This window comes from Streptomyces sp. NPDC053431 (assembly GCF_044544925.1).
GTDB lineage: Bacteria > Actinomycetota > Actinomycetes > Streptomycetales > Streptomycetaceae > Streptomyces.
Genome location: NZ_JBITXX010000003.1, coordinates 1 through 14618, shown reverse-complemented (window position 1 = coordinate 14618; position 14618 = coordinate 1). Strand labels below are relative to the sequence as shown.

The window sequence follows — 14618 nt, the reverse complement described above, 5'->3', positions numbered from 1 at the left end:
CGATGTCCCGGTCCGGTGGGCTGGGGGACACCGTCGCCCCATTCCCCGCGGGCGGCGGGCGGCTCCGGGAGGCGACCGCCTCCCGGACTGCCGGAGAAACCCCCGGGAAGACCTCCGGCCTGACGCGGGGGTGAGAATGGCCGAAAGGCGCCGGTGCGTGCGCCTTGTCCAACTGGCCCATGCCAGGGGCGCATTCGCGTTCCGGCGATGCCTCCCGTGATACCTCCTGTGCGCCCTCGGCATGGCAGCATGTCCTCCACTCGACCTTTGTGGAGGCGGCGATGCGGTGGCTGGTGGGCTGGAGCAGTGTCGCCGCGCGCTTCGGGGCACCGCTCACGGCCCCGCCCGGTTCGGCCGGCGCCGTCGGCGACCCCGCCGAGGGGCGCACGGTGCACCCGGTGGGCGCGCAACTCCTGTGGGGCGACCCCGATCCGCTGTGGGCGGTCGGCGACTGGCGTCCCGACGAGGTGCGCCTGGTCTCCCTGGACGAGCGGACCAGGCTCGCCGTGCTCGGCTGCTGCGCCGCGAGCGACGAGGAACTGCGGCGCGGACTGCTGACCGCGCGCGGGGGCGCACTGCGGCATATGACCGCGTGGCCGGGCAGCTACACCGCCGTCGTCCGGATCGGCCGCCGCATCACCGTCACCGGTGATCTCGCGGGCGCCCGGCCGGTGTTCCACACCCCGTGGGCGGGCGGCACGGCCTACGCGACCGCCGCCCTGCCGCTCGCCGACCTCACCGAGGCCCAGCTCGACATCGGGCACCTCGCGGCGCTGCTCGCCTGCCCCGAGACCCCCGAGGCGCTGCGCGACTCCACCCCGTACGAGGGGGTGCGCCGGGTGCCGCCCGGGCACGCGCTGATCCTGCGCGAGGGCTCGCGCGAGATCACCGGCTACGAGCCGGTCGCCTCGCTCGCCGTCGCCGCGCCCGAGGCCGATCCGCGGCAGGCCGTGGAAGGGGTGCGGAACGCCCTGGTCGAGGCCGTACGGGCCCGGCTCACCGCGCCCCGGCACGCTCCCGAGGCGCCGCTGCCCGACCCGGGGCCGGTGCCCGGCATGGGGCCGGCCGACCGGCGCGCGGCCCGCGGCGCCACGCCCGCGCCCGGGATCGGCGCCGACCTGTCCGGCGGCAGCGCGTCCGGCACCCTCGCCCTGCTGGCGGCCGGGCTGCCGGGTGTCCCGGGCACGATCCTCGGCCACGGCACGGGCGCGGGGGAACGGCTCCTGGCCGTCACCTTCAACGACCTGACCGGCCCCGGCGGTCAGGACGAACTGGCCCGGGCCCGCGAGATCGCCGCCAACCCGCGGCTGCACCACGTGGTGGTCGCGGCCGGCGAGGAGGCGCTGCCGTACGCGGACCTCGACGGGCCGCTCACGGACGAACCGGGCCCCTCCTTGGTGTCGGCCGAACGCCACCGCAGGCGCCTCGGCGGCGGCAGCGCCGACCACCTCACCGGCTTCGGCGCCCGCCAGGTCCTGGACGCCCACCCGGCGCGCCTCGCCGACCTGCTGATGGACCGCCGGCGCCGCTCCCTGGTCCGCCCGGTGACGGCCCTCGCCAAGGCGTCCGGCCCCTCGGCGGGGGCGCTCCTCGTCCCCCTGCAGGTCTACCGGGCGGCGCGGCGGCTCGCCCGTACGCCGTACCGGACCGGCCTGGAGGCCGCCGCCACGCGCGTGCTGGAGGCCAACCGCGCGCCCGCCGGCTCCTACGGCCCCCTGGAGGCCTCGCTGTCCGCCCTCGCCTGGTCCCGGCCGGGGCCCGCGGCGCGCTGGCTGACGGGGGAGGCGCTCGCGGAAGTATCGGTTCGCCTCAACCGGGCGGCGACCCTGCCGGCCGCCGTCCAGCGCCCCGGCGAGGCACGCGCGCGTGCCGCCCTCGCCCGCGCCGCCGCCGACCTCCGGGTCCTGGAGCAGGCCGCCGAGATCCGCAGCCAGCGCCTGCACGCCCCCTTCCTGGACAACCAGGTCGTACGGGCCTGCCGGGACCTGCCCGAGTCGCTGCGCGTCCAGCCGGACGCCCGCGCCACCGTTCTGCGCACCGTCCTCGCGGGCGCCGGCATCCACGACCTGCCGCCCGGCTGGGGCGCCCCGCACCCGGCGGTCCCCGCCACGGCCACCCGCGCCGGCCTGCGGGCCGCCCTTCCGCAGCTCCTGGCCCTCTTCGACGCCCCGCTCCTCGCCGACGCGGGCCTGATCGAGGCCCGGGTGGTCCGCCGCGCCCTCCGCGCCGCCGCCGACGGCGAACAGATCCCCCTCGACGGCCTCGCCGACCTGATCTCCACCGAACTCTGGCTCCACCGCCTCCTCGCCCGCCGCGGCTCCTGCTGGACCGGCACGGCGGCACCCAGGCACCGGGCGGTGCCGGGGCCGCTGATCCCTTCGGCGCGGTCGCTGCCGGCGTGACGTGACGGGACGGGCGGTCCGGTCGGCGGGCGGTAAGGGCCGGCGGGGGTAAGGGCCGGCGGGCGGTCCGAGCGGCCGGGCCCCGCCGGATCTCGCGCCCCCCGGGCGCCCCTCTCCGGGTAAACCCCGAGGCGCCCGCCACCCCCGCCCGCGACAATGGGCCGGTGCGGTATCTCATCCTCGGCACCACCGACGCCCTCGACGTCCACGGCGCGTCCCTGCCTCTCGGCGGGGCCCGGCTGCGGGCGCTGCTCGCCGCGCTCGCGCTGCGCGGGGGCCGGGCGGTGTCCGTCGGGGAGCTCGTCGACGACGTGTACGGGGACGAGCCGCCGGCCGACGCCCCGGCCGCGCTGCAGGCGCTCGTCGGGCGGCTGCGGCGGGTGCTCGGAAAGGACGCCGTCGCGTCCGGACCCGGGGGGTACCGGCTGGTCGCCGCCCCCGACGACATCGACCTGTACGTCTTCGAGCAGCACGTCCGCGACGCCGGCGCCCGGCTCGACGCCGGCGACCCCGAAGCGGCGGCCCGGCTGCTGCGCACCGCGCTCGGCCTCTTCCGCGGCCCCGCCCTCGCCGATCTCCCCGACCCCGCGGGCGTGCGCCCCGAGGCGCAGCGGCTCGCCGCGCTGCGGCAGCGGGTCGAGGCCGACCTGCGGCGCGGCGCCACCGCCGGGCTCGTGCCCGAACTCACCGAGCTGACCGGCGCGCATCCGTACGACGAGACCTTCCACGCCCAGCTGATCCGCGCCCTGCGCGCCGAGGGCCGCCCGGCCGACGCCCTCGCCGCGTACGAGGACGCCCGCCGCACCCTCGCCGACGGGCTCGGCGCCGACCCCGGCCCCGAGCTCACCGCGCTGCACGCCGAGCTGCTCGCCGGCGAGCAGCCCACGCCCCGCAGAGAGGCGCCCCCCGCCGAGCCCGGCAACATCCGCCCCCGGCTCACCTCGTTCGTCGGCCGCGAGCCCGAACTCGCCGCGCTCGGCGCCGACCTGGAGCGGTCCCGGCTCGTCACCCTGACCGGTCCCGGCGGCTCCGGAAAGACCCGCCTCGCCGAGCAGGCCGCCCTCCAGGCCGTCGGCCCGGCCGCCTGGATCGCCGAACTCGCCCCGCTCGACGCCGGCGAGGCCGTACCGGGCGCCGTCCTCTCCGCCCTTCGTCTGCGCGAGATCAACCTGATCACCCGCGACGGGCTGCCGCTCCAGGACGACCCCACCGCCCACCTCGTCGAGCATCTGTCGCGCCGCCGGCTCCTCCTCGTCCTCGACAACTGCGAGCACGTCATCGGCGCGGCCGCCGCCCTCGCCGAGACCCTCCTCACCCACTGCCCCGACCTGCGGATCCTCGCCACCAGCCGCGAGCCCCTCGGGGTCCCCGGCGAGGCCGTCCGACCCGTCGGGCCCCTCCCCCCGACGCCGGCCCACCAGCTCTTCGCCGAGCGTGCCCGTGCCGTCCGCCCCGCCTTCCGCCCCGAGGACGACCTCCCGGCCGTCGACGAGATCTGCCGCCGCCTCGACGGCCTTCCCCTCGCCATCGAACTCGCCGCCGCCCGGCTGCGGCTGCTCACGCCCCGCCAGATCGCCGACCGCCTCGACGACCGCTTCCTCCTCCTCACCTCCGGCTCCCGCACCGTCCTGCCCCGCCAGCAGACCCTGCGGGCCGTCGTCGACTGGTCCTGGGAGCTGCTCGACGCCGAGGAACGCGACCTGCTCCGCCAGGCCTCCGTGTTCGCCGGCGGCTGGGACCTCGCCGCCGCCGAGGCACTGGCCCCCGCCGGCCCCGGCACCGCCGACACCCTCGGCGTCCTCGGCGGCCTCGTCGAGAAGTCCCTGGTGGTCGCCACCCCCACCGACGACGGCGAGATGCGCTACCGCCTCCTGGAGACCATCCACGAGTACGCGGCCGAGCGTGCCGCCGAGACCCCCGAGCTGCTCACCGCCGCCGAGGCCGCCCACACCGCCCACTTCACCGCCCTCACCGAACGCGCCGAGCCGCTGCTGCGCTCCGGGGAACAGCTGCCCTGGATCGCCCGCGTCGAGCGCGACCTCGACAACATCCGCGCCGCCCTCCACCGCACCGTCGTCACCGCCCCCGACGAGACGGCCGCCCTCCGGCTCGTCTTCGCCATGGGCTGGTTCTGGTGGCTGCGCAACTACCGCCCCGAGGGCCTCTCCTGGGTGGAGCGCGTCATCCGGCTCGGTGACGACCCCGAAGACCCCGCCGACCCCCGCTACTGGCCCCGGATGCGGCTGCGGATGCTGCACTTCTTCCTCGCCGTGGAGAGCCAGACCCTGCCCGCGCTCCGGGAGGACCCGGAGACCGTCGCCCTCGTCACCCGGATGCGCACCGCGTTCTCGACCACCTCCGGCCCCGAGTCCGCCCGCTTCCCCGGCCTGCTGTGGCCCTTCACCGCCTACCTCACCGACGAGCCCCGCGACGTGCGCACGCTCCTCGACACCGCCGTCGCCAACGCCCGCCGTCAGGGCGGCGAGTGGGAGATCGGCGTCACCCTCATGTTCCGCACCCACATGGTCATCGACATGCCCGGCGGCATGCCCGGCGTCGACGACGACCTCGCCGAGCTGCAGGCGCTGTCCCGGCGGGTCGGCGACCGCTGGATGCGCGCCCAGGTCGCCAGCGCCGCCGGCGAGGCCAACATGCTGCGCGGCCGGCACGCGGAGGCCCGCGGGGCGTACGAGGAGGCGCTGGGGCTCGCCCGCGAGGTCGGCGCGCACGCCGAGGCGCCGTTCCTCATCGCCCGGCTCGCCGAACTCGACTTCCGCCTCGGTGACGTGGCCGCCGCCGCCAAGGGCCTCGACGAGGCGACGACGGTGGCCGAGCGCTACCACGTCCGCGACACCGCGACGTACGTCTGCTTCCTGAAGGCCGGGCTCGCGCTGTACGAGGGGGACGTCGCCGCCGCTCGCGCGCACATGGAGGAGGCCGGCGCGGCGATCGCCGAAAGCACTCCGCCGCCGCACTTCCAGGCCCTCGTGACGGGTCTCGCCGCCCGGGTCGAGGCCCACGAGGGCGCGGGACCGACGGCGGTCGCGCACGCCGTCGACGCGTTGCGCACGGCACTGGACGCCCAGTGCGCCGAGGTCTTCGTGGCCGGTCTCGCCGAGGGCCTGGCCAGCGCCCTGGTGCTGGCCGGCGCCCCCGCCCTCGCGGTGAGCACCCTGGCCGCCGCCGGCACCTGGCGCGGCGAGGTGCCCCGTGACGCGCCGGAGCGACACGAGGCCGAGTTCGTCACGGCCCGGGCGCGCGAGGCACTCGACGCCGAGGCCTACGCGACCGCGCACGAGACCGGCCGCACGCTCACCGCGGAGGACGTACTCATCCGCGCGGCATCACACGCCGGCTGACAGGCCGGCGCCGTACCCGACCGCGCGTCACGCAACGGCCGGCCCGCGCGCCGTACACCGCCCGGTCCGGTCAGCCGCAGCCGATCAGGGCCCGCCGTGCACCGCCCGATCCGGTCAGCCGCAGCTGATCCGCGACTCCGCCCAGTCCGCGACCGCCGCCCGGCCGAACGGCGTGTGCTCCTCGACCTCGAGCCGCAGGGTGCGGCGGCCGGAGAGGGAGACGTGGACGGGGACCGGCGCGTCGCCGCGGCGGAGCACGGGGGAGCGCCACAGGCGCTCGCCGTCGCCGTACACGGCGAAGCGGACGCCGCCCGGCCCGATCGGGGCGGTGACGTCGTCGATGCCCACGACCGCGTCGTAGCCGGTGCACTGCCGGTTGAGGTCGATGAGCAGGGAGGACGGGGCGTGCACGCTCACCCCGTGGGCGTAGCGGGTGCCGTCGATCGTGAGGCCCGAGCGCTGCCACATCCAGCTGGACCGCGCGAGGTCCACCTCGGGCTTGGTGCCGTCGCCGAAGACGTCGAACTCGAGCTGGTCGACCTGGTAGACGGTCGGCGGTGCGGGCGGCGGGGCCGGCGCGGTCCGCGAGGGGCTGGGTGACGGCTTGGGCTTCGGCTTGGGCGACGGGGTCGCCTTGGGGCTCGGCTTCGCGCTCGGCGGGGGTGTCGGTGCCGGGCTGGGGGGCGGCGGCGGCACGGGCGGCGGCGTCGGCTTCGGGGTGGGTCTGGGCGCCGGCTTCGGCGCCGGCGCCGGTTCGACGGGCGCGACGACGGTGGGTGCGGCCGTGGGCCGGGCGACCGGTTCCGGCTCGGGGCCGCTGAGCGCCCAGACCAGACCGGCGGTGGCGGCGACGGCGGCGACGGCCGCGATGCCCGCCTTCGCGGGGATGCCCAGCCCCTCGGCCACGGCGGCGGAGGACGCCCCGGCCGTGCCGCCGGCGGTGCTCGTGCCCGTGGCGGCGGCCGCGGCGCCGGCCGCGCCCGCCCCGGCGACCCCGCCGGCGACCGCACCGGCCGCCTTGAGCGAGTAGCCGGCGGCGAACCAGCCGATGACGGCGACCGGCAGCAGCGCGGGGATGCCGGCGTTCACGTGCGCCAGCTCACCGGCGGCCAGCCGGCACTTGGCGCACTCGTCGAGGTGCTTGCGCAGCCCGCGCTCGGCCCGCATCCGCAGCCCGCCGCGCGCGAACGCGCCCAGCCGGTCGGCATACCGGGCGCAGTCGCCGCCCGCGGTGAGCGACTGGCTGACATGGGCCTGGAGATAGGCCTGCTTGAGACCCTCGCGGGCCCGGCTGGCGAGCACGGCGGTGGCGTTGGCGGTCAGGCCGAAGAGCGGGGCGACCTCGCTCGGCGACTCCTCCTCGACCGTGGTGTGCCACAGCACGGCCTGCCAGCGCTCGGGCAGCGAACGGAACGCCTGCATGGCGAGCGACTGTTCGGCCTCGTGCATGGCGAGAACGTCCGCGCCCAGGTCCAGACCCGCCCCGAAGGTCGGCGCCTGGTCGGAGACCTCGGCGGCGCGGGCGGCGTCCTCGGCGAACACCGCGAAGTCCTCGACGAGATGCTCCCGCTTCTGCGTCCTGGTCCAGTGCGCGGCGACCCGCCGGACGCCGGTCAGCAGGTAGGCGCGCACGGCCTGTTCCGGGCCCGCCCCGCCCCGTACCGCCTGGAGGGTGCGGGCGAAGACCTCGGCCGCCAGGTCGTCGGCGGTGTCCGCGTCCCGGCAGCAGGTGCGGGCATAGCGGCGGACGGCCGCCGAGTGCCGGCGGAACAGCTCCTCGTACGCGCTGTCGTCGCCCTCCCGCATCCGCCGCACGAGCTCGGCGTCGGACGGCGGCAGGTCGAGCGGCGGCGGCAGTACGGAGGCCAGGCCGGCGTCCTCGGCGGCGGGCTGCGCCGCCGAACCGCCCTCGCGCTGCTGCGGCACACTCGGCTCGGCGGCGACTCCGGCGGCCGTGCCGGGGGCGCCGCCCGAACCGCCCCGGCTCGGCAGGTGCGGGGCGGGCGAGCTCCCGCCCTCCGTGGTTCCGGCGGTGGCGCCCAGCGTCTCGTCCCGACTGTCACCGCTCATCGCGGAAGCCCCCGTATGCACGCTCGGACTCGAACACGGCCCAGCCTGCCACAGCGGCCGAGCACGCCGAACCACAGCGTCCACTTACCACTCGTCCGGGGCGACTTCCCGTCTCCGGGCGTAACCGCTCATCCGTTCGTGTCATGCTCGACGGTCCGCACGGACCGTCGAGAACCGGGAACCGCGCTCCCTCAGGGGCCGCCCGCTACCGCGAACGCAGCCCTTCCAGAAGGATGTCGAGGAGCCGGGCCGACGCCGCCGCCTGCTGGGCCGCGTCCGGAAGCGCCGGCGCCGCGGTGGCGATGACGAGCAGGACGTCCGACACCGTCACGTCCGTCCGCAGCTCGCCGGCCTCACGGGCCCGCTCCACGAGCCGGCCCACGACCTCCAGGAGCTCCGCGGCCCCCGCGTCCTCCTGCTCGACGGCCGGCACCGCGCGCGGCGCGACCACCCGCTGCTCGAGCTGCTCCCCGTACCCGCCGGAGCCCGCCGGCACGGACGCGCGCTGGTGCGGCACCCGCGCCTCGGCGTCCGGCGCACCGGCCGGCAGCAGCACGTCGTCGACACCCACCCGCAGCACCTGCGGCGGCAGCAGCCGACCGGCGCCCGAGGCAACCGAGGTGCGCAGGAAGCGGGACAGCGCCGACCACGGCTCGTCCTCCTGGCCGAGCGCGGTCCGCGCCTGCTCCGTGAGCCGCGCGGTCTCCTCCTCGGCTATCCGCCGGACCAGCACGTCCTTGCTGGGGAAGCGGCGGTACACGGTGCCGACGCCGACCCGGGCGCGGCGCGCCACGTCCTCCATCGGAGCGCCGTAGCCGAGCTCGCCGAACACCTCGCGCGCGGCGCGCAGCACGTGCTCCAGATTCCGCTGCGCGTCCACCCGCAGCGGCGCGGACCGCCCGTTCGGCGCCGGCTGTGCCGTACGGACCTGCCCGTACGAATCCTGAATCTGCATAAGCGTTCCCCCGCTCATGATGTCTCCCCCCGGAGACTCCCCGCCCTGACACGGGGGTCCGACCGGGCCGCGCTCCTGGTCCACGCGCGGCGATCCGACACCCCGACGAAGTACGAACATAGTTGAGTCGAGGTCAATTCAGAAGGGGCAGTTCCGTACGGTGCGCCCCCCGATCGGAGCAAGGACCCGGACCCTCCCGATTCCGACCCCGTCTCGCACCGGCCACGCCCACCCTGACCTGCGCACTTCCCCACCCAGCGGGCCCGTTCGCCACCCCACGCCTCCGTATCCCTCCGGTCACACAATTTGCCGGGCCTGTGGACAAACCCCGGACGGCGTTGCGTCATGGGACAGTGACCGAACCTGTGCGCATTCTCGTTGTCGGCGGCGGCTACGTCGGGATGTACACCGCGCTGCGCCTGCAGCGGCAGCTCAAGGCGGAGCTGAGAAGCCACGCGGCCGAGATCACGGTGGTCACCCCCGAGCCGTACATGACGTATCAGCCGTTCCTGCCCGAGGCCGCCGCCGGCTCCATCTCCCCGCGCCACGTCGTCGTCCCGCTCCGCCGCGTCCTCGACCGCTGCAAGATCGTCATCGGCGAGGTCCACGTGATCGACCACGCCAAGCGGACCGCGACCCTCTCCACCCTCGCCACCGAGGAGGAGGGCACCGGGAGCGTCCAGCTCACCTACGACGAGCTGGTCATCGCCCCCGGCTCGGTCTCCCGCACCCTTCCGGTCCCCGGCCTCGCCGACCACGGCATCGGCTTCAAGACCGTCGAGGAGGCCATCGGGCTGCGCAACCACGTCATCGAACAGATGGACATCGCCAGCTCCACCCGCGACCCCGCCATCCGCGACGCCGCCCTCACCTTCGTCTTCGTCGGCGGCGGCTACGCGGGCGTGGAGGCCCTCGCCGAGCTCGAGGACATGGCCCGCTACACCGCGCGGTACTACCACAACATCAAGCCCGAGGACCTGCGCTGGGTCCTCGTCGAGGCCTCCGACCGGATCCTGCCCGAGGTCGGCGAGGAGATGGGCCGCTACGCCATCCGCGAGCTGCGCAACCGGAACATCGACGTCCGCCTCGGTACCCGCCTCGACTCCTGCGAGAACCGCGTCGCCGTCCTCAGCGACGGCACCCGGCTCCCCACCCGTACCGTGGTGTGGACCGCCGGCGTCAAACCCGCGCCCCTGGTCGCCGCCACCGACCTGCCCCGCAACGAACGCGGCCGGCTCGTCTGCACCGCGCAGCTCGCCGTCGACGGCGTCGCCCACGCCTGGGCCGCCGGGGACGCGGCCGCCGTCCCCGACATCACCGCCGACGAACCGGGCAGGGAATGCGCCCCCAACGCCCAGCACGCCGTCCGCCAGACCAAGGTGCTCGCCGAGAACATCGCCGCCTCCCTGCGGGGGCAGCCGCTCAAGGACTACGCACACCAGTACGCCGGCTCCGTCGCGTCCCTCGGCCTCCACAAGGGAGTCGCCCACGTCTACGGCCGCAAACTCAAGGGCTATCCGGCCTGGTTCATGCACCGCGCCTACCACCTCAGCCGGGTCCCCACGTTCAACCGCAAGGCCCGCGTCCTGGCCGAATGGACCCTGTCCGGCCTGTTCAAACGCGAGATCGTCTCCCTCGGCTCCCTGGAGCACCCGCGCGCCGAATTCGAACTCGCCGCCACACCCCCACCCGCGCCCAAGGACAAGCCGCCGGGCAACACCCCGGGCGAGTCTTCGGCCTGACATCACTGTCAGTGCACTCGTCCACACTGGACGTGTGACCATAGGTGGGCTCACACCTGCACAGAGTGACTCTGCACGGCAACGACACCACGAGGCATACAGATCCGTGAACTTCACCCGTTGGAGCGCCCGGCTCCCCGGTACGCAGCGCCGCGCGGCGTCCCGCGGGACCGAAGGCTCCGTGCCCGCGGCCCGCGGTGAGTACGGGCCCCGGTCGGAACACCTCGCCGGAGAGACCGACGGCGCCGTGGACACCGCCGGCGTCCCCGCCCTGGAGGACTTCACCGTGCGGGAGATCGTCGGCCGCCTCCCCGGCCTGGTCGCCCTCGTGTACGGCCCGGAGCACCGCATCGCCTACGTCAACGAGGCGTACGTCGCCGCCTTCGGCCCCCGCCCCGCCGGGGCCACCGTGGCCGACACCTGCCCCGAGGCGGAGGAGCTCGGCCTGCTGCCCCTCCTCGACCAGGTACTGCGCAGCGGCAAGCCACGCACCGTGAAGTCCCGCCGCACCCAGGACGGCGGCTCCTACACCGTCACCTGCCTGCCCGTGGAGAGCCCGCGACTCGCCGACGGCGGCGTCCTCGTCCATGCCGCCGACGTCACCGACCACGCCGAGGCCGCCGAACGGCTGCGCGCCAGCGAACGGCGCCACCGCGAGACCGCCGTCACCCTCCAGCGCTCCCTGCTCCCGCAGGAGCTGGAGCAGCCCGACGACCTGCGGATCGCCGCCACCTACCAGCCCGGCGGCACCGACGCCGCCGTCGGAGGCGACTGGTACGACGTCATCACCCTCGGCGCCGGCCGCACCGCCCTCGTCATCGGCGACGTCATGGGCCGCGGCGTCCGCGCGGCCGCCGTCATGGGCCAGCTCCGCACCGCCGTCCGCGCCTACGCCCGGCTCGACCTGCCCCCGCACGAGGTGCTCCAGCTCCTCGACGGCCTCGCCGCCGAGATCGACGCCAGCCAGATCGCCACCTGCGTCTACGCGGTCCACGACCCCAACGAGGGCAAGCTCGTCTACGCCTCCGCCGGCCACCTGCCGATCCTGGTCCGCGACGAGGACGGCACCGTCCGCCGCGCCGAGGACCCCACCGGGCCCCCGCTCGGCACCGGCGGCTGGCTGCACACCTCCGGCACCATCGCCCTGCCGCCCGGCTCCACCGCCGTCCTCTACACCGACGGCCTCGTCGAGCGCCGCCGCGAGGACATCGACGAGGGCGTCGCCGCCCTGGAGCGCGCCCTGTCCGGCGCCACCGGCAGCCCGCAGGTGGTCTGCGACCGTCTGCTGCGCTCCCTGGGGGTCACCGCCGAGCACGACGACGACGTGGCCGTCCTCGTCCTCCAGCACCCGGCCCGCAAGGGACCCGACGCCGAGCTGTTCCACAACGCGGCGCTGGAGCTGCTCGGCGGCGTCGAGGCCGCGCCACGCGCGCGTGCCTTCGCCTCCGGGGTCCTCGCCAGCTGGCGCTTCCCGGTCGAGCTGCGCGACCTGGGCGTCCTGGCCACCAGCGAGCTGGTCGCGAACTCGCTCCAGCACGGCACCCCGCCCATGCGCCTGCGGCTCCGCCGCACCGACCGGCGCCTGATCATCGAGGTCACGGACGGCGACGACCATCTGCCGCGCCGCCGCAGGGCGGAAACGGAGGACGAGGCGGGTCGCGGAATCTCGATCATCGCGACGATCGCCTCGTCCTGGGGGAGCCGCCGCACCCCGGGCGGCGGCAAGGCGGTGTGGTGCGAGTTCGCCCTGCCGGACACGCCCTAGCGGTACGGGATCAGGCGGCCGCGGTCTCCCGCTCCGGCTCGTGCCGGGCGACGATCTTCGACGGCCGGGCGGCGAGCGACGGCTGGTTCTGCACCGGCGTGAGCCGCTTGCCGAGCCGGACCGCCAGGAAGGTGATCCCGAGCGAGAAGAGCACGAAGGTCAGGATGTACGGCCCGTGCAGCGAGGCCCCCATGGGGCCGCCCACCGCGGGGCCCACCGCCAGCGCGAGCTGCTTCACCAGGGCGAAGGCCGAGTTGTACGTGCCGACCATCGACTCCGGCGCCAGGTCGGCCACCAGCGGGGCGACCGTCGGCGACAGCATCGCCTCACCAAGCCCGAACAGGGCGTACGTGGAGACGAACGCCGCCGTCGCCATCGCCTGGCTGCCGTGGCCGAGGCCCGCGTACCCGGCGAACAGCCACGCCACGGTCCAGATCAGACCGACCGCGGCGATGACCCGGGTCCGCCTGCGGCGCTCGACGAACTTCAGCACCAGGAACTGGGCCGCGACGATCACCGCCGTGTTGGCGGCGAGCGCGATGCCGAGCGTCGACGGCGCGATCCCGGCGGCCTCCGTGCCGTACGCGGCGAGGCCCGACTCGAACTGCCCGTAGCAGGCGAAGAACAGGACGAAGCCGAGGACGCACAGCTGCACCATGGCCTTGTGCCCGAGCAGCGCCCGGACCCCGCCGTTCTTCTCGGCGGCCGGCCGCGCGCCCTGGAGGCCCGGCGCCTGAGGCGTCCGCACGGTCAGCACGATCGCCGCGAGGACCAGGAACATCGCCGACTCGATCGAGAACAACAGGAGGAAGGAGCCGGGCCGGCTCTCGTCGACCAGCTGCCCGCCGATCAGACCGCCGATGCCCAGACCGAGGTTCTGCAGGAAGAACTGCATGGCGAACGAGCGGGTGCGGGTGGTCGGCGTCGAGCACCACACGATCATCGTGGCGAGGGCCGGCTGCATCACCGCCGTACCGGCACCGAGCAGGGCCGCGGCCCCCACGGCCGCGGGCACGGAGGAAGCGAGGCCCATCCCGAGCGCGCCGAGCGCGGCGAGCAGCGAGGCCACGAGCAGCACGGGCACCGGCCCGCGCCGGTCGATGGCCCGTCCGCTGAAGGGGAGGACCACGAGTGCGGCCATGGCGAAGACGGCCAGCACGACACCCGCGGTACTCGCGCCCAGATCCCGCACCTGCGCGACGTACACATAGAGGTACGGCACGGTGAAGCCGAGTCCGAACGCGCTCAGCGCGCTGCCTGCCTGAATCCGGCGCATCGCCGCGCCCATCACCTTGGTCACACTCACCCACTTCGGTCGCGGGTTCAGTGCTGTAGCCCTGAACCCTGAAGACTTCAATCCTAAAGTTCGATGCTTAAAGATACACATGGAAGGACTTCAACGCCAACGAGCAGCGTGGGATACTCGCCGCATGTCCGACACCCCAGAGCCGTCCGGCTCGCCGGCCCTCCAGGAGCCGAGCCTCGACGAGCAGATCGCCGCCTATCAGCGCGAGTACCGCGACCTCGACCCCCAGGTCGAGAAGGTGGTCTCCGCCCTGGGCCGGCTGAACCGCCGGATGAACGTGGCGTACGGCCGCCAGGTCGCCGACCTCGGCATCAGCAACGCCGAGTGGGAGGTCCTCAAGACCCTCGTCCTCGCCGGCGCCCCGTACCGCCTCGGCCCCGGCGAGCTCGCCAAGCGCCTCGGCCTCACCCCGGCCGCCATGACCCACCGCATCGACCGCATGGCGGGCGAAGGCCTGGTCACCCGGGACCGCGACGAGAACAACCGCGTGCGCGTGATCGTCGAGCTGACGGACGAAGGCCGCCAGAAGTGGCTGGAGGCCATGCGAATGGCGACGGACTTCGAGGAGAAGCTCCTCCAGGACCTGTCCCCCGACGAGCGCGGTTCCCTGGGCGAGATGCTGATCCGCCTGCTGCGCCGTGTGGAGCTGACCCAGCCGGACGCGGGCGGCCGGCTGACGGACCTCGACTGAGGCCTCCGAGCGGCCGGCCCGCGCCCCAGGTCGAGGTTTGACACGCCCCTGGGGGACGCGTAGTGTTCTCCGAGTTGTCACGGAGCCGGAACGGTTCTTCGACAGCCACTCCCGCCGCAGTAGCGGCACCTCAACTCCGCACGATCTCCCTACCGGGACGAATTTCGGCATGCCGAAATTCATTTCGAAAGGCTCGATTATGAGCCGCCGGGGAAATCCGCTAGAGTTCAGGACGTCGGAACGGCCCAACAGCCGGGAAGACAACTCCCGCTGACTGGGAATCAGACGCCGAAAGGATCTGATAGAGTCGGAACCGCCGGAAGGGCCC

At 75.1% G+C, this 14618-nt stretch carries 8 protein-coding genes; 5 read left to right on the top strand and 3 right to left on the bottom strand.

The window, feature by feature from the left end; genetic code table 11:
• Positions 1-281 precede the first annotated feature (281 nt).
• Together ACIGXE_RS09435 and ACIGXE_RS09430 are read left to right on the top strand one after the other, a co-directional pair.
• Positions 282-2402, top strand: a complete 2121-nt coding sequence (locus ACIGXE_RS09435) for an asparagine synthase-related protein (RefSeq protein WP_399745213.1) — start codon at positions 282-284, stop codon at positions 2400-2402.
• Positions 2403-2566: 164 nt separating this feature from the next.
• Positions 2567-5761, top strand: coding sequence for an ATP-binding protein (locus ACIGXE_RS09430; RefSeq protein ID WP_399745211.1), 3195 nt, complete (start codon positions 2567-2569; stop codon positions 5759-5761).
• A 114-nt stretch (positions 5762-5875) separates the two neighbouring features.
• Here ACIGXE_RS09430 and ACIGXE_RS09425 read toward each other — a convergent pair whose 3' ends face one another.
• Both ACIGXE_RS09425 and ACIGXE_RS09420 read right to left on the bottom strand, forming a co-directional pair.
• Positions 5876-7831 carry a sigma-70 family RNA polymerase sigma factor gene (locus tag ACIGXE_RS09425; protein WP_399745209.1) on the bottom strand — a complete coding sequence of 652 codons (1956 nt, stop codon included), beginning with the start codon at positions 7829-7831 and terminating at the stop codon, positions 5876-5878.
• A 205-nt stretch (positions 7832-8036) separates the two neighbouring features.
• A complete protein-coding gene (locus ACIGXE_RS09420; protein WP_399745207.1) occupies positions 8037-8786 on the bottom strand; it encodes a TetR/AcrR family transcriptional regulator in 750 nt (249 codons plus the stop codon).
• A 353-nt stretch (positions 8787-9139) separates the two neighbouring features.
• On the opposite strand from ACIGXE_RS09420, the gene ACIGXE_RS09415 reads away from it, so the two are divergent.
• Entirely contained in the window at positions 9140-10528 is a 1389-nt protein-coding gene (locus tag ACIGXE_RS09415) for an NAD(P)/FAD-dependent oxidoreductase (protein ID WP_399745205.1), read from the top strand.
• Between the two features lie 106 nt (positions 10529-10634).
• Positions 10635-12293 (top strand): SpoIIE family protein phosphatase, encoded by a 1659-nt coding sequence (locus ACIGXE_RS09410; protein WP_399745203.1) that lies wholly within the window; start codon positions 10635-10637, stop codon positions 12291-12293.
• Positions 12294-12303: 10 nt separating this feature from the next.
• Here the strand turns inward: ACIGXE_RS09410 and ACIGXE_RS09405 are convergent, their stop codons facing one another.
• Positions 12304-13581 (bottom strand): MFS transporter, encoded by a 1278-nt coding sequence (locus tag ACIGXE_RS09405; protein ID WP_399746319.1) that lies wholly within the window; start codon positions 13579-13581, stop codon positions 12304-12306.
• A 142-nt stretch (positions 13582-13723) separates the two neighbouring features.
• Between ACIGXE_RS09405 and ACIGXE_RS09400 the strand changes: the two genes are divergently transcribed.
• Complete coding sequence (locus tag ACIGXE_RS09400) at positions 13724-14290, top strand: MarR family winged helix-turn-helix transcriptional regulator (RefSeq protein ID WP_399745201.1); 567 nt, start codon at positions 13724-13726, stop codon at positions 14288-14290.
• Positions 14291-14618: the final 328 nt, after the last annotated feature.

Coding starts and splice junctions, on each gene's coding strand:
- ACIGXE_RS09400 (WP_399745201.1), top strand. CDS start 13,724: ATGTCCGACACCCCAGAGCCGTCCGGCTCGCCGGCCCTCCAGGAGCCG.
- ACIGXE_RS09435 (WP_399745213.1), top strand. CDS start 282: ATGCGGTGGCTGGTGGGCTGGAGCAGTGTCGCCGCGCGCTTCGGGGCA.
- ACIGXE_RS09405 (WP_399746319.1), bottom strand. CDS start 13,581: ATGGGCGCGGCGATGCGCCGGATTCAGGCAGGCAGCGCGCTGAGCGCG.
- ACIGXE_RS09420 (WP_399745207.1), bottom strand. CDS start 8,786: ATGCAGATTCAGGATTCGTACGGGCAGGTCCGTACGGCACAGCCGGCG.
- ACIGXE_RS09425 (WP_399745209.1), bottom strand. CDS start 7,831: ATGAGCGGTGACAGTCGGGACGAGACGCTGGGCGCCACCGCCGGAACC.